This is a genomic window from Wolbachia endosymbiont of Howardula sp., assembly GCF_025021925.1.
In the GTDB taxonomy this organism is placed as follows: domain Bacteria; phylum Pseudomonadota; class Alphaproteobacteria; order Rickettsiales; family Anaplasmataceae; genus Wolbachia.
Genome location: NZ_CP092368.1, coordinates 155,458 through 180,350 on the forward strand (window position 1 = coordinate 155,458; position 24,893 = coordinate 180,350).

The 24,893-nt window shown below is 29.6% G+C and carries 22 protein-coding genes and 2 tRNA genes; 14 read left to right on the top strand and 10 right to left on the bottom strand.

Annotated elements, in window-relative coordinates; genetic code table 11:
• The first annotated feature begins 202 nt into the window (after window positions 1–202).
• On the top strand, window positions 203–622 hold the full coding sequence (ndk, locus tag MC061_RS00750; RefSeq protein ID WP_259536079.1) for a nucleoside-diphosphate kinase: 420 nt from the start codon (window positions 203–205) through the stop codon (window positions 620–622).
• A gap of 56 nt (window positions 623–678) precedes the next feature.
• On the opposite strand, the gene MC061_RS00755 is transcribed toward ndk, so the two are convergent.
• Window positions 679–2,100 (bottom strand): metallopeptidase TldD-related protein, encoded by a 1,422-nt coding sequence (locus MC061_RS00755; RefSeq protein ID WP_259536220.1) that lies wholly within the window; start codon window positions 2,098–2,100, stop codon window positions 679–681.
• Between the two features lie 68 nt (window positions 2,101–2,168).
• On the opposite strand from MC061_RS00755, the gene MC061_RS00760 reads away from it, so the two are divergent.
• The 3 genes from MC061_RS00760 (at window position 2,169) to MC061_RS00770 (ending at window position 4,104) form a co-directional block, all read left to right on the top strand.
• Window positions 2,169–2,255 (top strand) — tRNA-Leu (locus tag MC061_RS00760).
• Window positions 2,256–2,575: 320 nt separating this feature from the next.
• Complete coding sequence (locus MC061_RS00765) at window positions 2,576–3,283, top strand: uroporphyrinogen-III synthase (RefSeq protein ID WP_259536081.1); 708 nt, start codon at window positions 2,576–2,578, stop codon at window positions 3,281–3,283.
• Between the two features lie 2 nt (window positions 3,284–3,285).
• Window positions 3,286–4,104: an exodeoxyribonuclease III gene (locus MC061_RS00770; protein ID WP_259536083.1), complete on the top strand. Its 819-nt coding sequence runs from the start codon at window positions 3,286–3,288 to the stop codon at window positions 4,102–4,104.
• Window positions 4,105–4,188: 84 nt separating this feature from the next.
• Here the strand turns inward: MC061_RS00770 and infC are convergent, their stop codons facing one another.
• The 6 genes from infC to MC061_RS00800 form a co-directional block, all read right to left on the bottom strand.
• On the bottom strand, window positions 4,189–4,707 hold the full coding sequence (infC, locus tag MC061_RS00775; RefSeq protein ID WP_259536085.1) for a translation initiation factor IF-3: 519 nt from the start codon (window positions 4,705–4,707) through the stop codon (window positions 4,189–4,191).
• Window positions 4,708–4,719: 12 nt separating this feature from the next.
• Entirely contained in the window at window positions 4,720–6,621 is a 1,902-nt protein-coding gene (gene thrS / locus MC061_RS00780; RefSeq protein WP_259536087.1) for a threonine--tRNA ligase, read from the bottom strand.
• Window positions 6,622–6,819: 198 nt separating this feature from the next.
• The gene (gene nuoI / locus MC061_RS00785) at window positions 6,820–7,299 is read right to left on the bottom strand and encodes an NADH-quinone oxidoreductase subunit NuoI (RefSeq protein WP_259536089.1); all 480 of its coding nucleotides are present in this window, start codon (window positions 7,297–7,299) and stop codon (window positions 6,820–6,822) included.
• Window positions 7,300–7,406: 107 nt separating this feature from the next.
• Window positions 7,407–8,186: an enoyl-ACP reductase FabI gene (locus tag MC061_RS00790; protein WP_259536091.1), complete on the bottom strand. Its 780-nt coding sequence runs from the start codon at window positions 8,184–8,186 to the stop codon at window positions 7,407–7,409.
• A 458-nt stretch (window positions 8,187–8,644) separates the two neighbouring features.
• Entirely contained in the window at window positions 8,645–11,884 is a 3,240-nt protein-coding gene (gene carB / locus MC061_RS00795; protein ID WP_259536093.1) for a carbamoyl-phosphate synthase large subunit, read from the bottom strand.
• Window positions 11,885–12,053: 169 nt separating this feature from the next.
• The gene (locus MC061_RS00800; RefSeq protein ID WP_259536095.1) at window positions 12,054–12,803 is read right to left on the bottom strand and encodes an SDR family oxidoreductase; all 750 of its coding nucleotides are present in this window, start codon (window positions 12,801–12,803) and stop codon (window positions 12,054–12,056) included.
• Window positions 12,804–13,173: 370 nt separating this feature from the next.
• Between MC061_RS00800 and MC061_RS00805 the strand changes: the two genes are divergently transcribed.
• The 8 genes from MC061_RS00805 (at window position 13,174) to MC061_RS00840 (ending at window position 20,204) form a co-directional block, all read left to right on the top strand.
• The gene (locus MC061_RS00805; RefSeq protein WP_259536096.1) at window positions 13,174–14,043 is read left to right on the top strand and encodes a 4-(cytidine 5'-diphospho)-2-C-methyl-D-erythritol kinase; all 870 of its coding nucleotides are present in this window, start codon (window positions 13,174–13,176) and stop codon (window positions 14,041–14,043) included.
• 22 nt (window positions 14,044–14,065) lie between these two features.
• A complete protein-coding gene (locus MC061_RS00810; RefSeq protein ID WP_259536097.1) occupies window positions 14,066–14,425 on the top strand; it encodes an MTH938/NDUFAF3 family protein in 360 nt (119 codons plus the stop codon).
• A complete protein-coding gene (locus tag MC061_RS00815; protein WP_259536098.1) occupies window positions 14,418–15,218 on the top strand; it encodes a metal ABC transporter permease in 801 nt (266 codons plus the stop codon). Before MC061_RS00810 ends, MC061_RS00815 begins: the two co-directional genes overlap by 8 nt.
• A gap of 120 nt (window positions 15,219–15,338) precedes the next feature.
• Window positions 15,339–16,340 (top strand): DNA polymerase III subunit delta, encoded by a 1,002-nt coding sequence (gene holA, locus MC061_RS00820; RefSeq protein WP_259536099.1) that lies wholly within the window; start codon window positions 15,339–15,341, stop codon window positions 16,338–16,340.
• Window positions 16,341–16,785: 445 nt separating this feature from the next.
• The gene (gene pstB, locus MC061_RS00825; protein ID WP_259536222.1) at window positions 16,786–17,544 is read left to right on the top strand and encodes a phosphate ABC transporter ATP-binding protein PstB; all 759 of its coding nucleotides are present in this window, start codon (window positions 16,786–16,788) and stop codon (window positions 17,542–17,544) included.
• 762 nt (window positions 17,545–18,306) lie between these two features.
• Window positions 18,307–19,131 (top strand): oxygen-dependent coproporphyrinogen oxidase, encoded by an 825-nt coding sequence (gene hemF / locus MC061_RS00830; RefSeq protein WP_259536224.1) that lies wholly within the window; start codon window positions 18,307–18,309, stop codon window positions 19,129–19,131.
• 264 nt (window positions 19,132–19,395) lie between these two features.
• Window positions 19,396–19,467, top strand: a tRNA-Glu gene (locus tag MC061_RS00835).
• A gap of 32 nt (window positions 19,468–19,499) precedes the next feature.
• The gene (locus MC061_RS00840) at window positions 19,500–20,204 is read left to right on the top strand and encodes a 16S rRNA (uracil(1498)-N(3))-methyltransferase (RefSeq protein ID WP_259536100.1); all 705 of its coding nucleotides are present in this window, start codon (window positions 19,500–19,502) and stop codon (window positions 20,202–20,204) included.
• Between the two features lie 101 nt (window positions 20,205–20,305).
• Here MC061_RS00840 and MC061_RS00845 read toward each other — a convergent pair whose 3' ends face one another.
• Both MC061_RS00845 and MC061_RS00850 read right to left on the bottom strand, forming a co-directional pair.
• Window positions 20,306–21,532, bottom strand: coding sequence for an IscS subfamily cysteine desulfurase (locus MC061_RS00845; protein ID WP_259536226.1), 1,227 nt, complete (start codon window positions 21,530–21,532; stop codon window positions 20,306–20,308).
• 90 nt (window positions 21,533–21,622) lie between these two features.
• Window positions 21,623–22,777, bottom strand: a complete 1,155-nt coding sequence (locus tag MC061_RS00850; protein ID WP_259536101.1) for a cysteine desulfurase family protein — start codon at window positions 22,775–22,777, stop codon at window positions 21,623–21,625.
• Between the two features lie 151 nt (window positions 22,778–22,928).
• On the opposite strand from MC061_RS00850, the gene MC061_RS00855 reads away from it, so the two are divergent.
• Complete coding sequence (locus MC061_RS00855; RefSeq protein WP_259536102.1) at window positions 22,929–23,588, top strand: alpha/beta hydrolase; 660 nt, start codon at window positions 22,929–22,931, stop codon at window positions 23,586–23,588.
• A gap of 184 nt (window positions 23,589–23,772) precedes the next feature.
• Here MC061_RS00855 and MC061_RS00860 read toward each other — a convergent pair whose 3' ends face one another.
• Window positions 23,773–24,207, bottom strand: coding sequence for a HesB/IscA family protein (locus tag MC061_RS00860; protein ID WP_259536103.1), 435 nt, complete (start codon window positions 24,205–24,207; stop codon window positions 23,773–23,775).
• Window positions 24,208–24,578: 371 nt separating this feature from the next.
• Here MC061_RS00860 and rpsO point away from each other — a divergent pair, with 371 nt between their 5' ends.
• Window positions 24,579–24,851 carry a 30S ribosomal protein S15 gene (gene rpsO, locus MC061_RS00865; protein ID WP_259536104.1) on the top strand — a complete coding sequence of 91 codons (273 nt, stop codon included), beginning with the start codon at window positions 24,579–24,581 and terminating at the stop codon, window positions 24,849–24,851.
• The last annotated feature ends 42 nt before the right edge of the window (window positions 24,852–24,893 follow it).

Here is a 24,893-nt window from a genome sequence, read left to right on the forward strand (position 1 = left end):
CACTAATTATTGAATGATCCGTAGAAAATTTATATCATAGTAATGTTGAAGTGTAATATCAGCAATACTAGTAATTAGACATTGACTATTTAATATCAAATAGCAATTATTTATTATAACACAAGACATATGACAAGTAAAATAATTCTCTTTATAAAATAAAATTTTACAATACAATCATCTATAAATATTTTATAAAAATATGATACTGCAAAAAACACTTTCAATATTAAAGCCTGATACAGTGAAAAATAATATTACAGGTAGCATAAATGCATATATTGAAAAATCTGGACTGAGAATTATAGCTCAAAAAATGCTGTTATTAACAATAAAACAAGCAGAATTATTTTATCATATTCATTATGACAAAGCATTTTTTGGTGAATTAATAGAATTTATGACTTCTGGACCTAGTATTATTCAAGTATTAACCGGTGAAAACGCAATTAGCAGATATAGAATAATAATGGGCAATACTGATCCTAAAAAAGCAGATAAAGGAACAATCAGAGGTGATTTCGCCAATAATATTCGCGAGAATAGAATTCATGGTTCAGATAATCTGGAAAATGCTAATAGGGAAATTTCATTCTTTTTTGCTATGTGTGACTTATTGTAAATCAAAGCATTCAATTATTCAAATACTAGCAAATATATATTCTTGTAATATAAAAATTATAATTCAGTACCTCCAACAGTGAGTCCGTCCACTTTGATTGTGGGTTGTCCTACACATACTGGAATATTTTGTCCCTCTTTTGAACAGATTGCAGTGCCAGTATCCAATTTGAGATTATTACCAACCATAGAGACTTTTTTTAATAATGTTTGACCATCACCAATAAAAGATACACCTTTAATTGGATATGTAATCTTACCGTTTTCTATTAGATAAGCCTCTGAAGAAGAAAAAACAAATTTTCCTGATGTAATATCAACTTGTCCACCGCAAAACTTTACTCCATATACTCCTTTCTTAACACTTGAGATAATTTCTTCTTCTGTATATTTTCCAGGCAACATGTAAGTATTTGTCATTCGAGGCAATATAATAGATGCATAGCTCTCCCTTCTTCCATTACCAGTTATCGGAACATTCATATGTTTAGCATTCATATGATCTTGTATATATCCTTTTAATATTCCATTTTCTACTAATATATTATATCCTGATGGATGTCCTTCATCATCAATATTCATAGAACCACACATATAAGGAAGAGTACCATCATCTACAATAGTCACATCATGAGATGCAATTTGTTTACCAATAGAATGTGAAAAAGCAGATACTTTTTTACGATTAAAATCTCCCTCTAATCCATGACCAACAGACTCATGTATTAATATACCTGGTACACCTGCAGATAATACAACTGTCATTTCTCCTGCTAACATTGGCATTGCTTCACAATTCATTAATGCTTGTGCTAATGCTTCATCTGCTACTTTTTGCCACTTTTGTATATTGATACACTGACCATACATTTCTCTTCTACCATATCCTGCATGCCCTTTTTCTATACGCCCTGCTTTTTCTACTATGACTACTATATTCAGACGTACTAATGGTCTGATATCACTGATTCTATAATTATCACCTTTTATGATTTGTATTGCTTGATATTCTCCACTGAGAGTAATTTTTACTTGCGTAATGAAATTACTTTTAGAACGTATATATTCGTTGATATCATGCAATAGCGTGAGTTTTTCTTTAAGAGACATTTGATGTATAGGATTAAGATTTGAGTATAAATTTTTTCTCTTTCCTTCTAAGTGGAGTAAATTATTTTGATTCAAAGACAATGTATTTATGACTATAGATGTAGCCTTACTAATCTCTTGTTCACTAATTTCAGATGAGCATACAAAAGAGAGAGTATTGTCACAAAAAGCCCTCAAACCAAATCCACTATTTGTGTTATAATTCATATGTTTTAACATATTATCTTCAAATAGCAAAGATTCTGATTGACGGAATTCCAGAAATAACTCGCCACCATCGTTATTTCTTAGTGCATGATTAACGATTTTATATATATTATTAATATTAATATTGTTATGTGTAAAAAATATCTTATCTATATCGCTGATCATCATCTTTAAAGTCAAAATATTATCTAAGAATATTCCTTTATGTATATTAAGTCAAAGCGTAAAAAGCCTGAGTGGTGGAATTGGTAGACACACTAGCTTCAGATGCTAGTAACTTTGTGAGTTATTTGGAAGTTCGACTCTTCTCTCGGGCACTCTTACTATTTAAGGTTAAGTATTGATATAGTGATTATTATTATCACATTCTATTAATCAATTGAGCATTAGTGATAGCACTATGTCCTGTGATGTCTTCATTATTAGAAATATCAATCATCATTCTATCATTCTATCATTTGTTAAAATTATAATTTTGATATTTTGAAATGAGTATCTCAAAAATGATCTTATAATATCAAGTACTCTCCTAAATGCTTAAGTAAAAATTATTTTGAATATCATCTTTTAAAGAAGATATTATTATTATAAATTAAGGTGTATTATTCTTATAAATAGACAATTAAAGATGAATTTAATGAGTAAATCTATTTTATTAACTAGACCGATGTTAGATTCTCTAAAGACAAGCAGGCTTTTAAGAAAATCTGGACATAAAGTATTAATAGAACCATTATTTGCCCTTGAATATCTGAATGTTGATATATCTTTATATGATTTTGATATCATACTTGCCACAAGTCAACACAGTATTAAAGCATTAAGTCAAATTTATAGATCACGTCACATTCCGATAATTACAGTAGGAAACGCCACTATGCAAACTGCTAAAAACTTAGGTTTTTTTAATATTACATCAGCCAATAGTAATGTTGAAGGATTAATCACATTAATACAGTCTCACTATTTTATAGGCAAAAAATTTCTATATATTAGAGGACATGACATAACCTGTGAATTACAAAAAATATTATCAGAGAAAGATTTTTTTATAAGAGAAGTATTATTATATAAAACACTTATTAAAAATGATTTTAGTTTTAGATGTCAACACTGGTTACTAGATAAACAGATTAACAGTGTAATATTTTTTTCCTCACAAACAGCAAACATTTTTTGTACTTTGGCAGCGAAGTCAGGTCTTAGTCATATTATGAGTGACATTACAGCTTTTACAATGAGTACAAATATATCTGAAAGATTAAAATCTATAAGATGGAAAAAAATTATTACATCTATAACACCTTCTCAAGAGGGTATAATTGAGGTCATTAATAAGAATTAATCATGATCAAAATTGCTACTTGGAATGTCAATTCCATACGTAAAAGAATAAATCAAATTGCTCAATTTATTGTTGATAATAATATAGATATTCTCTTGTTACAAGAGATCAGATGTACAGAACAACAATTTCCTTATTCTGTAATAGAACAATTAGGCTATGAATATGCTATAAATGGTCAAATTACAAGAAATGGAGTATGTATTATATCAAAATATCAGATACTACAAACATATAAGGTTGATATGATCAAAAATGTACAAGAAGCTCGTTATATAGAATGCATTATAAAAATAGATATTCATAAAATAAGAGTAATAAGCGTTTATGTTCCAAATGGTGGGCAAGGAGGAAATTTTTATATACGCAAACTAGAATTTCTTGATAACTTATATCATAGAATACAGAGTGTAATAAAAAATGAAGAAGTCATTATTCTCGCGGGAGATTATAATATTGCATTAGATATGCTTGATATCTTTGATATTAATTCATTCAATGAACAAGGGTGCTTTCATATACAAGCACGTCAAAAATTAAGAGCTATCTTAAATCTTGGCTTTAAGGATATATTTAGACTGCTAAATCCTCATTTACAAGAATTCACATGGTGGTCTTATCAAGGCAAGGCCTTATATAATAATCAAGGTCTTAGGATAGATTATATACTGTTATCAGCAAAAATTATTGACAGATTAAAAGTATGCTATATAGATCCACAATGGCGTAAGATAGCGCCACATTCATCTGATCATGCGCCCGTGATATGCGGTATAGAATTAACATCATCTCTTATGAACGGTAGAAATAGATTATTTTAAGCGAAATGTCAGAGTAGCGAGATATAAAATAGATATCATATGATCTTGTTTTCTTCAATTGAATTAACATGACAAAATGTTTTACTATTTAACTGCAAGAATCAAATAATACTGATTTCCTTCCTTTTTAGGAGCTAATTCTACTTTAGCAATTTCTTCAATATCTTTTACTAATCTGTGTAACTTATTTAATCCCATATCAGTATAGATAAGTTCTCTACCTCGAAATTTCATTGTTACCTTGACTTTATGACCATGCACAAGAAAAAGTTTTATTTGACGAAGCTTTGTGAGATAATCATGATCGCTAATATTAGGTCCAATCTTAATTTCTTTTGTAGTGAGTGCTTTTTGCTTTTTACGCGCCTCGCTAGCTTTCTTTTTTGCATAATATTTTTGTTTACTATAATCTAGTACTTTACATACTGGAGGAATAGAATCAGGTACAATTTCTACTAAGTCTAAACCTGCATTTTGTGCATATTCTAAAGCTTCCTCTATAGAGACAATACCTATCATTTCTCCATTAAAGTGTACTAAACGTACTTCTTTAGCTGTAATAAACGCGTTTACTCTATTTTGATGATTCTTTTTAACTTGCAAAGTGTAAGTTCCTCAATTCACATGAATATTTTTTAAAAGTAACTGAAAAGCATGTTTAAAAGAACAAGATTCTTGTATCTGTGATCCTAAGTATCTTACTGATACAGTTCTATTACTTACTTCATTTTTACCTATTATCCATAATATAGGAACCTTATTTGTACTATGCAAGCGTATCTTATAACTAATTTTTTCATTTTTGAGATCAGTCTTAATTCTAATGCCTTCTTTTTTAAGAATATTACTAATTTCAATAGCATAATCATTTGCCTCATGAGTAATAGTGAGAATTGCAAGTTGTATAGGCGCAAGCCAGACTGGTAATTTGCCTGAATAATGTTCTATTAAAATCCCAATAAAACGCTCGAAAGTTCCCAGAATAGCTCTATGTAACATCACTACATGATGCCTTTGTCCATCTTGACCTGTATATAAAGCTCCTAAACGTTCTGGTAAAATAAAATCAACTTGTAATGTTCCACATTGCCACTGTCTTCCGATTGCATCTTTTAATATAAAATCTAATTTTGGACCATAAAATGCACCTTCACCTGGATTCAATTCATAACTTAAATTCGCTATCTGAATTGCATGCAGTAATGCATGTTCAGCTCTATCCCATACTGTATTATTACCCGCTCTAATATTCGGACGATCTGAAAATTTTACAGAAATGTCATGAAATCCAAGTTCTGAATATACTTCTTTTAATAGAGTGCAAAATTTTATAGTCTCAGAATTAATTTGTTCTTCCATACAAAAAATATGCGCATCATCTTGAGTAAAACCACGTACTCTCATTAATCCATGTAAGGAACCTGCGCTTTCATCTCTATGACACATACCAAATTCTGCCATTCGTATTGGCAAATCTCGATAACTTCTGATCTGAGTATTAAAAATTTGTACATGACATGGACAATTCATTGGTTTCACTGCTAATTCCTTACTTGCAGACTCATGCACAATGAACATATTATCACGAAATTTATCCCAATGTCCAGACTTTTGCCATAGCTCTTTACTTACTAGTAGCGGAGTACGTACTTCGTAATACTCGTTCTCAATGAGTTTTTTTCTGATGTAAGATTCTAATGTATGATATAAGGTATATCCCTGTTCGTGCCAAAAGATTTGCCCAAGAGCTTCATCTTGAATATGAAATAAATCCATATCTTTACCAATTTTTCTGTGATCACGTTTTTCTGATTCACTTATCATTGTAAGATAAGTATTTAATTCATTGTGATTTCTCCATGTTGTACCGTATATTCTCTGTAACATGCGGTTTTTAGAGTTACCACGCCAATATGCACCTGATACTTTCATGAGTTTAAAATCTGTAATTCTTCCAGTGGAAGGAGAATGTGGACCTCGACACAGATCCACAAAATGCCCTTGTCTATAGATAGATATTTCCTCATCTTTTGGTATAGATAATATAATCTCAACTTTATATTTTTCTCCTATATTACTAAAATAATTCATTGCTGTATTATAAGACCATACTTCTCTGACAAATTTATCATTACTTTTTATGATATTTCTCATTTCTTGTTCTATAATATTTAGATCTGTCATTGTAAATGTATGATCCGAATCAAAATCATAATAAAAGCCGTTCTGAATAGTTGGACCTATTGCAACCAGAGTATTAGGAAAGAGATTTTTTACTGCATGGGCCATGATGTGCGCAGTATCATGTCTTATGATCTCTAGACCCTCTTTATCACTCAATGAAATCACTTCTATTTTTGCATCTGATGCAATAGATCTTGATAGATCATATAATACATCATTGATTTTAATTGCAATTGCGTCTTTTGGAATATTTGGATGTAACATATCAATTGCAGTCACTGTTTCTCTATGTTCTTCGATTTTTTGTTCTCTAGGTGCGATGATTTTAATCATATTCTTATATCATAATATCTATACATTTAGGAGTATGAGTGTAATAAGTTTGACAAATCTTTTATATAAAGTATACAGAAAGCGCTGAGTAAATATCATTTATCTTTTAATATAATAAAGCGAATAATTACATGATCATTTTTATGTAATAATATGAAATATTTAGACAGTCAAACCTGATCAAGTATGATATAAGATCTAGAAGTACTGACTATTCTTTTTTAATCTCAGCGCAATCGCGTCTTCCCAAAGATCACCATTAAGTAATAATTTTTTTTTATCATATATCAATTCTTTGCGTGTTTCTTTAGCAAATTCAAAGTTTGGTCCTTCAACTATAGCATCTACTGGACATGCTTCTTGACAAAATCCACAGTATATGCATTTTGCCATATCAATATCATAACGTGTAGTCCTGCGACTACCATCTTCTCTTTCTTCTGCTTCAATGACTATTGCTTGTGCGGGACAAATTACTTCACATAATTTACATGCAATGCATCTTTCTTCACCATTTTCATATCTTCTTAAAGCATGTTCACCACGAAATCTTGAACTTAATGTACCTTTTTCCATAGGATATTTTAAGGTGACTTTAGATTTGAAGAAATATTTTAGAGTCACAAAAAAACCCTTAATCAAATCTCCAAAATATGAATGCAGAGATAATTTTTGCATCTAATGTTTCACAAAATATACATGATTGTCAGTAGAATTCCCAAATTGTGACATAGTTGTTTTTTATAATTGATACTAGATATTATATAGTATATCTGACTAATCAATTAATCAACAGCTTTCATACCTATAATATTATATCCAGCATCAACATGTAATATTTCTCCAGTAGTACCACTACTCAATTCACTTAATAAATATAATGCTGCTTTACCTACATCTTCTATTGTAATGTTTCGTCTGAGCGGAGAATGATTTTTATTCCATTCTGAGATACAACGAAAATCTCTAATACCAGAAGATGCTACAGTTTTTATTGGTCCCGCAGAAATCGCATTGACTCTAATCCCTTGTGGACCTAGATCATGTGCAATGTATTTTACACTTGCTTCAAGTGCTGCCTTGCATACTCCCATGACATTATAATTCGGTATCACTTTTTCAGCACCATAATAAGATAAAGTAAGTATACTACCACCATTTTTCATAATTTTTATCGATTTGTTTGATAATGCAGTAAAAGAATAACATGAAATATGCATTGCATTAAGAAAGTTATTTAAAGATGTAGTAACATATTGACCAGTTAATTCATGTTTATCAGAAAATGCTATTGCATGTACTAAAAAATCAAACATTTCCCATTTTTGCTCTATTGTATCAAACACATGATTTATCGTAACATCATTTAACACATCACAATTTAATATTAATGTCACATTTAATGCTTCTATAATATGTGACAATTTTTCTTTTATCATTTCATTTTGATATGTGATAGCAAGTTCTGCACCATGTTCTGAGAGTGTTTTTGCAATACCATATGCTATTGATCTCTTATTTGTGATTCCCGTAATTAAACCTTTTTTACCTTGTAATAACTTCATAATTATATCACCTATTGCACTTATAATGTGAAATATGCAATAGATCAAGTCAAGATATTCATAAGAATTTTAATGTATCGTTTCAAAGTACAATCTTTGACAATATATCTTTTAAGCACGATGAAATATCTGTAGTAGATCTATTAAACAGAATAATATCTCGAGATGAGATAGTAAAAACAAATATCTGAATTTTACAAATACTCTTACAAGTGAATTATTTGCATGGAAAATAGCATGCAGTGTTTATTGCATGCACTTGTATATTTTGTAACAAGAAGTATGACCAAAGTCACATCATGATAATGAATATTAAGGATCAGTTTTTTTGAATATCCTCATACAAGATAGTCTACCAATATATAAAAATAGTATTTATTATATTTTTATATTCTCAAGCATTACAGAAAAATGATCTTTACTATATATCTATAATATATAACATAGAAATCATATGTTCACTTATGTATCTGTATATTATGAATCTCATGCAATGAGTGTACTTGCAATGCATTATTTTTTATATATTGAATTGCTAATACTAATGCTTTACTTCCAGATGCAGTAGTACTATAAGATATATTTTTGAGAATAGCAATTCTTCGAATTTCCTTACTATCTGATACTGCTTTGACTCCTTTTGAGGTATTGATGACCAGATCAATTTGTCCATCTTTCATCATATCTACGATATGAGGCCTCCCTTCTCGTACTTTATTCACAACTTTTACATGAATGCTATGAGAATTTAGATATGAAGCTGTACCTTGAGTTGCATATATTTCAAAGCTTAGCTCTTGCAATATACGTGCAATCTGTACTATATATGCTTTATCACTATCCTTGACTGAAAGTAACGCTCTTCCTGATATTGGTAGCTTATATCCTGCAGCCATATGTGTTTTTGCTAATGCTGCTTCAAATGAAAAATCAATTCCCATAACTTCACCGGTTGACTTCATTTCAGGACCAAGTAAGATATCAATTCCAGAGAAGCGATTGAATGGAAAAACAGCAGCTTTAAATGCAAAATAATCTAGAGATATTTTTTTTTGATTTAATTTTTTGCCTAAAATAACCTGAGTAGCAAGTTTTGCAAGAGGTATATTGAGCACCTTCGAGATAAAAGGTACTGTACGACTAGCTCTTAAATTGACTTCAAGTATATATATCTCATTCTCTTGAATAGCAAACTGAATATTAATTAACCCTTTTACTGCTAATGCAATGGAAATTCTTTTAGAAAGTAATTCTATTTCTTGTATCAAGCTCCTGCTTAATGTATTTGTTGGTATTGAACATGTTGAATCGCCAGAATGAATACCTGCTTCTTCAATATGTTCCATTACTGCTGCAATAAATACCTCTTCTCCATCACATATGGCATCTACATCAACTTCTACTGCGTTAATTAAAAATTTATCAAGAAGTAGTGCACCAGATTCAAAAATGTACGTGTGAGTTGAAGCATATTCTTTAAAACTTTGAATGTCATGTACTATTGACATAGCTTGTCCTCCTAGGACATAAGAGGGTCTGACTATTAGAGGAAAGGTTACTCTTTCTGCATTTAATAATGCTTCTTCTATAGAATGACATATAGCATTATCTGGTTGCTTTAAGTTCAGCTGTAAAGCAAGATTTTTAAATCTCATACGATTTTCTGCAAGATCTATAGAATTAAACGATGTCCCGAGAATATTAAAACCTTTTTCATATAGTATTTTTGCTAATTTTAAAGGTGTTTGACCACCTATTTGTACTATAATGCCCACTAAAATTCCATGTTCTTGTTCTTTGTATAAGATCTCTAATACATCTTCTTCAATGAGAGGAGCAAAATATAAGCGATCAGAAATATCATAATCAGTCGATACAGTCTCTGGATTACAATTGATCATAATAGTTTCATACCCCATTTCTTTGGCAGCACATACTGCATGTACGCATGCATAATCAAACTCAATACCTTGGCCAATTCTATTGGGTCCACTACCTAAAATAACAATTTTCTTTCTAAACGATACATTTGCTTCACATTCTGTCTTATATATTGTATCGCCTTCATAACATCCATACATATAATTAGTACTTGATTCAAATTCAGCTGCACAGGTATCTATGTGTTTATAAACCTGTTGAATACCAAATTTTTTTCTCATTGCTTCAATATATTGAGCAGTATTCCCACTTAACTTTGCAAGTCTAGTATCTGAAAATCCCATCTTTTTTAACTTAAGTATTTCATATGCATGTTCTGGAAAGCCCATATCCTTAATTTTTTGTTCTTCTAATATAATGAGATATATATTTTTTAAGAACCATAGATCATAACCTGTAATAGCATTTATTTCTTCTATACTGATACCATGTCGCATTGCATCAGCGGCAATAAGTAATCTATTTGGCAGTAATTTTGATAATTGTAATCTAATATACTCAATATCTTCATCTTCAGAAAAGACCTCATCAAGTCCTGATAAACCTATTTCAAGCGAGCGAAATGCTTTCTGAAGAGATTCATTAAAAGTCCGTCCTATAGACATAATCTCTCCAATTGATTTCATAGAAGTAGAAAGCTCACAATTTGTCCCTTGAAATTTTTCAAATTCAAAACGAGGCATTTTAGTGACTATATAATCTATCACTGATTCAAATGCAGCAGGTATCACTAGTGCACAATCATTACTAATTTCATCTAAGGAATATCCTATTGCAAGTTTAGTAACGACTTTTGCAATAGGATAACCTGTAGCTTTTGAAGCGAGCGCAGATGATCTAGAGACTCTAGGATTCATTTCAATGACAACTAATTGATTATCTCTTTTAGGATTCACTGCAAACTGTACATTCGCACCACCACCATTAATATCTATTTCTCTCAGAATAGATATAGATGCATTTCTCATTTGTTGATATTCTGTATCACGAAGAGTAAGCGCAGGCGCAACTGTCATACTATCTCCAGTATGTACTCCTACTGAATCTATATTTTCTATTGAACACACCACTATACAATTATCTTTACAATCTCGTAATACTTCCATTTCATATTCTTTCCATCCCATAATAGATTCATCAATTTGAATTTCATGTATTGGAGAAATAGTTAAAGCGTGATCCGCAATATTAAAAAACTCTTCTTTGTTATATGCTATGCCACTACCTTCACCTCCTAGTGTAAAAGAAGATCGGATAATCGCTGGCAATCCAATGAAATCTAACGCATCTTCTATTTGAGCGTGATTTTTTACAATCATACTTTTGGGATATTTGAGATGGATATTATCTAAAGATTGACGAAACAACTCTCTATCTTCCGCTTTTCTAATTGCTTCTCTATTAATGCCAATGAGCTCAACATTAAATGCGTCAAGAAGACCAGTATCGGCAAGATTAATTGCACAATTCAGTGCTGTTTGTCCTCCCATTATTGGGAGAATGGCATTTGGTCTTTCTTTTATAATAATTTTTGCTATTATTTCAGGAATTATTGGTTCAATATATGTTGCATCAGACAGTTCAGGGTCAGTCATAATTGTTGCAGGATTAGAATTCACTAAAATGACTTTGTAGCCTTCACTTTTTAATATTTTACAGCTTTGTGTGCCTGAATAATCAAATTCACATGCTTGTCCTATTACTATAGGACCTGCTCCTATAACTAATATAGATTCTATATCTACGCGTTTTGGCATAATGATGTATTATGAATTTTATAATATTATCAATCTTTTTTATTGATGTGAATGTTTATTCACTATGTAGTATATCTTCTATGTAGAATTTATTTCTATTAATAAAAGAATATTAACATAAAAATATTGAAGATTATGCATATCAGTCTTATTGCATTGCTATGATTACTTATCCAATAGATTTGCTCAGAGGGAATATATTGCCTGAAACAATACAATCTTCAGATGCTAACTCTACAAATTTATCTGTCAGTATCTCTGGAGAAATTAATTCAGAGACATCCTTCCCTGGAAATGCTTGCTGATATATTCCGGAATCTACAGGTCCTAATGGATATACAGCATTTATACATAATTTTGTATGTTTTGTTTCAGATGCGTAGATTTTGACCATGATCTCAAGAGCAGCTTTACTAGCTGCATAAGGCATCCAATATGGATAATAAGCAGGAGAAAATGTCACTTCTGAAGTGATAAAAATGACTCTTCCAGCATTAGATCTTTTTAACATAAAGTCTAAATTTTTTAGTAGATACCAATTTGCAGTAAAGTTTATATTCATGATATTTTGTAATTCTTCAAGTGTACATTCATGAATAGGATATGATTTACCTAAAATACCAGTACAGGATACTAGTATATCTAATACTCCAGTTTCTGATAGCTTAAGACTTTCTATCATATGTGTTAATATTATCACATTTTCGAAATCTAAAAGATCAAGTTGAATAATTTTGACATAGCCTTCTCGAAATTCTCTTAATTCTTGAATAGTATTATATAAAGGTTTTAGATTGTCTACAGATCTTGACATCAAGATTACATAGGCACCTTCTTTTATAAATCTTTTTGCAACTGCAGTACCTATCTTACCAGATGCTCCATTAATCAGCGCTATTTTTCCTTCCAATTTACCCATAATTCTTAATCCTGATAGGAGCTCATTACGATATTTTATCTCAAAACAAGCATCTCTTCTACAAAATAAACTAATGATATATATTGAAAAATAACGGAGATATCAATTGAAGTCATATCTCAGTGTTTATTACTCATAACATTCAAGATTATCTCACAGATGTATATTTATAGTGTATTACGAAATATATGAGCACTTTAATTATAAAAAGCAAATGAGAATTTTAATATGCATTGTTCATTATTTAATATAAATAATAAAAAAATCTGAGTTATTGTTTAGCGGTAGTATGATAGCATATAAATTATACAGTCAGTTGACTCATAGGTGATATATTGTATTATAGAATACATTTAATATACATTCATTAATGACAAGGTTTTGTATCAAAGCACCTGCTAAAATTAATCTTTTTTTACATTTGGTAGATAAACAAAAAACTGGATATCACATTATTGAAAGTATAATGTGTTTCACGACTCTTGCAAATATTGTAGAAATTCAAGTGAGTGATAAGCATTATATGCATAATCCTTCTGTGACAGTGGAATTTTTCCATTGTGAATCTAGTATTGATCATTTAGATAATACAGTGATAAAAGCAGTGCAACTAATGCTGAAATACGCTCCTGCGCATACTCAAGTATCTGTAAAAATTGTAAAAAATATACCAACTGCCTCAGGTTTAGGTAGTGGTTCCGCAGATGCTGGCGCAGTGATACGGACTCTTGGAAGATTATGGAAGATTAAAAGGCAGATTTTGCATAATATCGCTTTAAAGATTGGATCTGATGTTCCATCAAGTATATATAGTCAGTCAGTATTTGTACAAGGAATAGGAGAACAACTTTTGAGATTAAAAAACTTTTTTCTTCCTATTTATGTGATACTAGTCAAACCTAAAAATAAATTTTTAAAGACATCTGAAGTATTTTATAAATATACAGAACCATTTTCTAAGCCCATTACATGGAATATTTATAGTCAAAAAGTATTATATAATATTCTTCAAAGCACAAAAAATGATCTACAAGATATCGCAATCTCTCTTGTACCAGAGATTAAGCACATAATTACAGAACTCAATTCACAACAAGGTTCCATATTTGCTCGTATGTCTGGAAGTGGTGTAGGATGCTTTGGGATCTTTGATAATGAAAAAAATGCACAATATGCTGCAACAAATATGACATTATTACATCCAGATTGGTGGATATGCAGTACACAATTAATAGTTTAAATATATGGATTTAATGTCTTTAATGTTAAAAAACACAAATCTTATAAATAGATATACACAAGGAAAATTTATTGTAAATAATAAAGAATATTCTGAAGAAATTTTAATTCTTTATGACAGAGTCATCGAATTGCGTAAATGTAATATTACAATACAACACTATCTCGAATCAATTGCACTATTAGAAATAGATATTTTATTAATAGGTTCTAGTATAAATCGTGATATACTCAAGACTCCAATTGGATTATACCTTATGGAACATAATAATATTATTCATTTTGAAGTTATGACAATAGGTTCAGCATGTAGAACTCACAATATTCTTATATCTGAAAGCAGATCTGTTGTAACTTATTTATCAGATATAAATCATGCTTGAAATACTTACTCAGGATTTTTTTATTATAAGTATGATTGCAATCATACTTATTAGTGCAGTAACAGGAGCATTAGGATCATTTATGATATGGCAAAGATTATCTTATTTAGGGGATAGTCTTTCTCATTCTTCATTATTAGGTACTGCAATTGCCTTAATTTTTAATATCAGCGCATCATTAAGTATTATATTAATTGCTATTACATTTGCAATATTACTCTCTATAAACTTTTATAAATTATATTCTATAGATACAATCTTAAATATTACGACTAATGTAATTTTATCACTTAGTTTAGTACTTATGGCATGTTTACCATCAGGTGGACATAGCATTATGAATTCTTTGTTTGGTGATATTTTAACATTAAATACAAATGATATCATGTTAATTTTTATAGTTTCTATAGTAGTTGCTTTAGTCTTGACATTGAGATGGCGTCATTGGTTAATCATTTCAATGAATCCAGAATTAGCAGTAGTAGAAAAGATTAACACTAATTTTGTAAGATTAGAATTCTTAGTGACTCTTGCTATCTTCATAGCAATTTCTGCTCAATTAATAGGAGTATTACTAATTGCTGCATTTTTATTAATTCCTGCAGCATCTGCAAGATTAATTGCAAAGACTCCAATACAAATGATTATTATTGCAACAATCTTTTCTATAATATCTGGCGTATCAGGATTAATATTATCTGCAAGTTTTGATTTATTTACTGGCCCAGCTATTATTCTTGCTTCAGCATCATACTTAATAATTGCTTATTTTATACGATTGATATTAAAATAAAGTCTTCTAATGCACTAGAAACAGTGTAATTCTGTTAAATTCAATATATGAAGAACAATATATACGGGACTTTTAATAAAATTTTATAACATAAAAATCATAATATTTAATTTATTTCAAATGAAAATTATATCATCTCAATTGAGGAAAGTATTATATCAGCCTGATGCAATAAGAGGAATAATGATTTATGGTAGTAATAAAAGTCTTATTGATTGTTATATACATCAAATTACTTCGTCTCTGAAAGAGTATTCGATACAAGTGATGGATTTTACAATCATCAATAAAACACCTAGTGTGCTATTATCTACGATAAGAAATAAATCTATATTTACTCAAAAAAAAATAATTAAACTCATCAATGTTAAAGGAGAAATATCTACAGAGTTAAAAAGCGTTTTAGAGTATAACATAGGTGATGATTATCTTATATTTGTAGCATATGATTTAGCATATCATGCAAAAATTAAAAGTTATATGGAAGATTCAAAAATTTTTGGTATCTTGAATGTGTCTAAAAATCAAAATAATAATATTTGTGATATCATTGCAGTTTTCTTAAAGCAAAATGATATACAATATACGAACATGATACTTAATCACTTAGTATCGTACTTTAATAATCATGATCTTTCTATATACTCTGAACTTGAGAAATTAGTATTATATTTAGGAGATCAAAAAGACTTAAATTTACTTGACATAGAATCATGTTTTTTATCCTACTATAATCAATACAGCAATCTTAATCATCTATTTTCTGCTATCGCAACAAGAGATATCAGTAGATTACTTATAGTAACCAATACATTAGTACAACAAGCTCATCTTTCGCCTATGATACTCACCAGAGTGATCTCAAATTATTTCTTATATATTGAAAATATGTTGCTATTAATGCAATCTGGTATGAATGCATATGATGCTAGTCGATATATGATACTTAAATTGCATTATAAATATGCATGGAATCTTAGAGCACATATTAAAAATTTTCAATTATCAGAAGTGAAATGGATTGTGGCAAAATTAATCAATTTAGAAATTCTTTATAAGAATACATCTTTGGAACATCATATATTGTTTCAACAAGCAATGAATTTTCTTTTTGATATATAATAGCAGTGACAAAATATTTATTTTTAATGAATATCACTAGCTTACTGTTCTTGAACTCACAATGAGTATCAGATAAAATATAATATGTATATCTATAAAGAAAGATTATGCAGTTATTAAACTATTAATGATATATCTTAAAAACTTAAGAGATTCTACAGATTAAGAGTAATATATTATATACTACATCTAATAGATGATTAATATATAATATTGAGATTTTATAAATATGTTGTATATTTGTAATAGATCAACAGAACATGATCACAATTTTGCTAAAATCATAACATGATGTTAATTAATCATTACAAATGTATAGAGTTACATTATAAAGCAATCAATACATTCCAATTGAGAATCAAAGATACAATTCATCAAGATCATCATGATACAAAGAGAAGAAAGCTGTACTACTTTCAAAGAAAATACAATTGCAGAGTATAATATGAGCTGTATACACGCTGCTGTGAAAAACCTTAGTTTATGGTACGGTATTCAGCAAGTATTATTTGATATTAATTTGAATATTTATAAGCAAGAAGTAACAACGTTCATTGGACCATCAGGATGCGGTAAATCAACATTTTTACGTTGCTTTAATCGCATGAATGACTATGTCCCAGAACATAAAGCTGTTGGTGTATTAGATATAGATGGTTTAGGTGATATATACTCAAATAATATGGATGTTGTATTATTAAGAGCAAAAGTAGGTATGGTCTTTCAAAAACCTAATCCCTTTCCAAAATCAATATATGATAATGTTGCTTATGGACCAAAATTGCATAATATGGTCAAGAATACGAGAACATTAAGTGAAATAGTGGAAAATAGCTTAATCAAAGTAGGGTTATGGGCAGAACTAAAAGACAGATTAAAAGATAGCGCACTAAATTTATCTGGTGGACAACAACAAAGATTATGTATTGCCCGAGCAATTGCAGTACAGCCAGATATTTTATTGATGGATGAACCATGTTCTGCTCTTGATCCAGTTGCTACTAATGCAATTGAAAGTCTTGTACAAGAGTTAAAATTAAGATTTACCATTATTATGGTGACTCATTCAATGAAACAAGCTAAAAAGCTTTCTGATAATATTATTTTTTTTTATAATGGAAAAATTATTGAATCTGGTAGTACTCAAGAACTTTTTCAAAATGCTCGATCGTCTTTAACAAGAGAATATATTTTAGATCATTAGTATAAAATTTTGAATCGCAATTGTTATGTTTTTTTTCATTCCTCCTTATTGATATATAGAATAAATGAATTCATAGACATGTAATATATCACACAATCTCAGTATATATCTCATAAGATTTCAAGATGACAGATCTACTATTCAGCTATTCAGCTTAATTTCTTCTTGAATTATTTTTGTATTATGACGTAATGGAAAATATTCAAGCATTTTGTCATAAAATGATCTTATAAAACAGTCTCCTGATACCTGATATTATAAGAATATATAGTGCAATTCAGTCAATTTTTTATCGATATCATAAGTTACGCAAGCGAACCAAATATTATATAGTACAATGCATCTCTCTCTATAAGCATAATAAAACAAAGCTTTCATCTATATGATATAATAAAAGTGTCAACGCGATAGATTGTTATGTAGACTAATTAAATCGTGATAGTTATATTCTCTCAATGACATATTTTTGTCAATATAACAAACAATTATAAGTGCATTGAACAATGCATAGTCTTAAACATGTGTATGATAATAATCAATTGATTCAAAGTAATATATGAGATTACTCCCTCTCGTTTTATTATTCTATAATATTAATATCTATAATAATTAATATTATAGTACAGATATTCAAATCAAGAATATGTCTTAATTCAGTAAAAATCTCTTTTACTAATTGCAAGAATACAATAGTTTTATTCCCTATTAGTATAATTAATGATATACTTTAGATAAATAAGTATATAAATGGGTATAGTAATGATTCAACAACAAAAAACACAAGCATTTAATTGGTTTTGTACTCTCAGAGATAAAATTGTAGAAGCTTTTTGCTTAATTGAAAAACAGTCATCTAAAGATCCTAAAATAGAAACAAGACAATGGGAGCGTCCAGGTGGAGGGGGAGGTGAATCAACTGTAATTTATGGTAATGTATTTGAAAAAGTAGGAATTAACGTCTCAAAAGTATATGGAACATTTGGACACTTAGTGAGAAAGGAAATTCCAGGTGCAAATGAAAGTAACGGAGAATTTTGGGCAAGTGGTATATCGTTAGTCTCGCATATGCAATCACCTCTTATTCCTGCAGCACATATGAATACAAGATTAATATATACTGCTAATCAATGGTTTGGAGGAGGAATGGATTTTACTCCAATATATCCAAATATTGAAGAGTCTAATTACATTCATACAGCAATTAAGAATCAATGCGATACATTTGATAAGAATTATTATCCTCAGTTTAAAGAACAGTGCGATCAATACTTTTTTTTACCACATAGGAAAGAATCTCGTGGCATTGGTGGCATTTTTTATGATAATTTTAATTCCGGTAATTGGACACATGATTTTCAGTTTACACAATCAGTAGGAGAAATTTTTTTAAAAATTTACTCGCATATTATATATAAAAATATGCATCAGGTATGGACACAAAAGCAACGAGAAGATCAAATAATAAAACGTGGTAGATACGTAGAATTTAATCTTTTATATGATCGTGGTACAAAGTTTGGTTTAATGACTGAAGGAGATCCAGATGCAATAATGATGTCACTTCCTCCACTTGTAAAATGGATATAAAATGTGATCAAAAAAAATCACAAGATATAAAAATGATGTGTGATTTTCTATCTAAGATAGAACTCTATCAATAATTTTCAACAAGAAAACATATCTTAATGTTCTTATACATGTGATGATTATTAACTCTGAAAACGCATGAATATTATGAGATAGAAGATGTAAGAAGAGTCTTCTATACAAGTCCTTGTTTATTTATACAAGTGATTCCAATAATTGCATTGACTTAATGTATACAATAAATATAACTTACTTATTTAAACTGACTCTTTCGTCTAGTGGTTAGGACATCACCCTTTCAAGGTGGCAACACGGGTTCAAATCCCGTAAGAGTCATTCTCTATACTGCAGATCAATACTAGAGAATAATGAAAAAATATACTAGATTATATATTCAACAAAACCTATCACAAGGTCTTAATATAGAACTTAATAGACAACAAAGTCATTATATTAGTAATGTGATACATCTAGTAAAGCATAATTATATATTACTTTTTAATGGACAAGATGGAGAATGGTTGGGAGAAATCATACATATTTCATCACATAAGCTAGTCTCTATCTCTCTTAAACATAATACTCAGCCTCAATATGAGGAAAAAAAAATATATTTATATTGTGCAATAGTTAAAAATACAGCATTAAATAATATAGTGAGACAGGCTACTGAAATGGGAGTGACTTCTATTCAATTCCTTTGGACAGAAAGAACAATCATGAAGACTCTGAATCTTAATAGAATTATTTCTCAAGTTATTGCAGCATCAGCACAATCTGGAAGAATGAGTATACCGAACATTTATTCTCCTATTGATTTTTATGATTTACATGATCATCATAATAGATATTTCTACTTATGTGATTATACAATGTCCTGTCTCGATATAAAAACAGAAATACAATATAATAAAAATATTGCTATTATTATTGGTCCTGAAGGAGGCTTTTCATCTTCTGAACTTTCATTTGCAAGCAAATTTTGTCAAAAATTAAACTTAGGACGAAGAATTTTAAGAGTAGATACCGCAGTAATTGCTGCACTTTCTTTAGTGAATTATGAATATATATGAATGATGATGCGTCCTTTCTTTATATATTATCCTCGGTATTCTCTTTGCCTGATTTAAGGCTTCTTAATATATCAGTAGTTAGTGCAAAAACCATAAAAATTTTAGTGACCATCCCATTTTACAGTACTAAGATCTATGCCCTCCTGTACCATTTCTAAAAGAGGACTCATATCTCTTAATCTTCCTACATTCTTTGTGATCAGATGAGCAGCATATAATATTTCTTCTTTAGTGGTAAAACGTCCTAATCCAAATCTGATAGATGAATGTTCAAGATCATATCCATTATTAAGTGCTCTAATGACATATGATGGCTCTAAAGATGAAGATGTACATGCAGAACCAGAACTAACTGCTAAATCTTTAATTGCCATAATTAATGATTCACCTTCAACATAAGGAAAGCTTAAGTTTAAATTACCTGGAATTCTGTTCTCTTGATCTCCATTGAGTACTACATCCGGAAATGAAGTCTTTATTTGTTGATATAAAAGATGACTTAACTCTTGTATTCTATATGATTCTTCTTGCATATCTTGTTGAGTGATGCGTGCAGCTTCACCAAAACCTACTACAAGAGGAGTGGGTAATGTACCAGAACGCATTCCTCGTTCTTGTCCTCCACCATTAATTAATGGAGTTAAGCGTACTCGTGGTTTTCTACGTACATATAATGCTCCTATTCCCATAGGTCCATAAATCTTATGACTTGAAATACTCATCAGATCAATATTCATGTCGTTGACATTTATTGGAATCTTTCCAAAAGCTTGAGCTGCATCTGTATGAAATAATACATTCTTATTTTTACATATTAACCCTATTTCTTTTACAGGTTGAATCACACCTATCTCATTATTTACCATCATGATTGATACTAAAATCGTATTATTAGTGATGATCTCATCCAATGCTAGTAAATCAATCAGACCATTTTTTTGAACAGGTAAATATGTAACTTTAAAATCTTCATTTTCTAAACTCCTACAAGAATCTAATACACACTTATGTTCTGTACATACAGTGATAATATGCTGACCTTTATTTCTATAAAAATGCGCAATACCTTTAATTGCCATATTATTTGATTCAGTAGCACCAGAGGTAAAGATAATTTCCTTACTATCTGCATGTATTAAATCAGCAATATACTTTCTGGATTTTTCTACACCTCTTTCGGCATTCCATCCAAAAGAATGGCTACGAGAGTGTGAATTACTAAATTGATTAAAATAAGGTATCATTACTTCTAATACACGAGGATCTACTCTAGTAGTAGCTTGATAATCTAGAAATATAGGCAATGTGACTTTCTTATTATATTCCATTTTGCATCTCATGTTCATAAAACTATTATTGGAAATATATCTATAATCATGACCTAATAACATGATTAATCAAGCTGTTCAAGATATTATTCAAATATAAACATGTCTTTTATGATAAAGATTATACCAGCATGATTCTATCTTCTTGATATCCTGCATGCTTGTATCTGGTCCTATACTAATTCTTATAGCGCATTCTGCTTCTGTATGTGTGATTCCCATTGCAAGGAGTACTTGTGATGCTTCTATTTTTCCAGAAGAACATGCAGAACCATTACTTACTGCAATATTATTAAGATCAAAATACATCATTTGAATATCATTTTTGACACCTGGCATATATATAAAACTTGTATTTGGTAGTCTTTTAGAGTTTTTACTAAATATTTTGATCTTGCTATCATAACTTAAGACTTGCGTTTCTAGATGATCACGTAATATTTTAATTGTATGCATTCTTGATAGCAATTCTGGAATATCATCTAACGCAGTAGAGAGACCTGTAATAGCAATTACATTCTCTGTACCTCCACGTATACCTCTTTCTTGTTGACCACCTATTATGATAGGTTTGATCGCAATATTTTTATTAAAAATAAGTACCCCAGTTCCTAATATACCACCAAATTTATGCGAAGAGAATGTGAGTAAATCTACTCCTAACTCTTCCATATCTACTTTAATCTTTCCAACGCTTTGCGTAGCATCAGTATGACATAGTGCTTGAAATCTATGTGATATTTGTACTATATCACCTATAGGTTGAATAACTCCTGTTTCGTTATTTGCCATCATTACTGATACAATGATTTTCTTACCTGTTAATTTTATTAAAGTCTTTTCTAATGCTAATAAATCAATCACACCTTCATGATTTACTGGCACAATATGTGGATGATCAGCAGATTCAAGAATTGAAGGATGTTCTATCGCAGAAATGACTTGATGATGATCTGTTATTCCTTTCATTACCATATTATTTGCTTCAGTTGCACCAGAGGTAAAAATAATCTCTTGAGTACTTGATACTCCTAGGACATTACGCACCTTATCTCTTGTATTTTCAAGTATTCTGCGTGCTTCTTGTCCTTTCTTATGTAATGATGATGGATTAAGTATGCATTTATATAATGTGTCTATAATATGTTTTTGTACATTTTTGCTAATAGGAGAAGTGGCATTGTAATCAGCATATATATAATTATTCTCTTTTAAAGACAATAAATTCAACAGTCCGTCTGACATGAGATGATTAATCAATTGTAATTCAATGCATGTGAATTTATCACATAATAAATTTATTGCAATAAAGTAAATACATGTTTAATAGTAGAGCATATAAGTATATAAGGCATAACATAACCTTATATAGGTGCGAGTTTTATTAGGATTGTGAATGGTAGAAGTTTTTTTAAACAATGCAACAAAAAAGATAGAAGGTGAATATCATCAGAGTCATAATTTAGATGCGCCAGTTGTACTCATATTACATCATCATGCTCAGTATGGTGGAAGTTTAAATACTAAAATGATACATGGTGTATATAATACTTTTATTGCAAATAACTTTTCTGCATTAAAAATTAACTTTCGTGGTGTCGAAAAATTTATCGGAACCATTGATAAGGGTATAGGAGAGTTAACTGATGCTGCAGTAGCAGTAGATTGGATTCAAGAACATCATTTTAGTAAGATTCCAATTTGGATATTTGGTTTTTCTTTTGGCGCATGGATAGCCATGCAACTAACAATGCGCAGACCTGAAATAGTAGGATTTATTGTTATTTCTCCTCCTGTTACTAGATATGATTTTTCCTTTTTATCACCATGTCCTGTTCCTGGACTAATAATACAAGGAAGTCATGATATTATTTCAGAAAAAAGTCATGTTACGGAGCTTGCCACAAGATTAATTAATTCACTACAAAGTCATTATATGGAATACTATATAGTGGAAAATACTAATCATTTTTTAAGTGATAAAGAGGAAGAAGTCATGCAAATAATAGATCGATATATAAAACTAAGATTACATGACAATGTAATCACTATTTAAAAAATCTTTTAATGTCTGGATGATCATATCTTAAGTAATTAAACTCTCTTAATGATAAAAATCTTAATGTGTTATATTATAACAATATATTATGAAGAGTATAAGATACTCACACACAATTTCATAATTGATAGATAAAGATTATGATTATAATAACAGCATGATGCTGCTATGAGATACTCATTTATAATGCAAAACTTTTACCGCACCCACATTTAGATTTCACGAGTGAATTATGTATATGAAAACCAGCACTACTAAGATTTTCGATATAATCTATCACTGAATTATTTAAAAATCTTGCTGAGCATACATCACATATGAGTATTGGCATACCTTCTCTATCATAGATTATGATATCTTGACTTATTATATTGTCATTATATATAGATCGATCATCTACTTGAGTGTGATCTTTATTTTCAACATAATGATTATTGTTATCAGAAAGATTATTACCTATGTGATCCATAAGAAAATTATATTTAAATCCAGAACATCCTCCACCTGACACTGTAATGCGTAACACAGATTCTTTATTTTTTTCTTGAGATATCAAATAGTGAATTCTTTGTACAGCACTTTCAGTACATGTGATATTATTCTCTTTTATTAACATAGTTTTACAAGTAATTTATTATTAAAATCGAATGTATACAATAAAGATTTAGATAATTACATATATATATCATAATTTCATTAATAGACCACAAGTTCCTGAACAGGCTTTGCATTGATTAATGAACGCATAAATAATTGATTGCATTATTATATAGTATATTGTACACTAAATTTTAGTATATACTTGATGTACACAATTAAGTATTTTATAGATAAATGACTAGTAATTCTATAAATTACTTGCATTGTAGAATGCAATAATGGTGTAATCTCTCGATATCTTACACGATTTATTTAAAGATATATATTCATTTTTATCCCTAAGTAATTTAGGTTTAATTGTATTGTAAATAATGACATGAGGTTAAGATGACAATAACATCTGAGGTAAAACAGAAGATTATAATAAGATACGCAATTAAAAAAGATGATACAGGTTCCTCTTTTGTACAATGCGCAATTCTTACTGAGAGAATTCATTGCCTCACTGAACATTTTAAGAAACATAAGCATGATAATAATTCAAAGCGTGGATTACTGATCTTAATAGGCAGAAGACGTAGACATTTAAATTATATAAAACTTAAATTTGGTGATGAGACTTATAGAGAATTAATAAGAAAATTGGGCATTAGAAAATAATTGAGAAACCTAAAGTTTAGGTATTACAAAATAATAATTGAG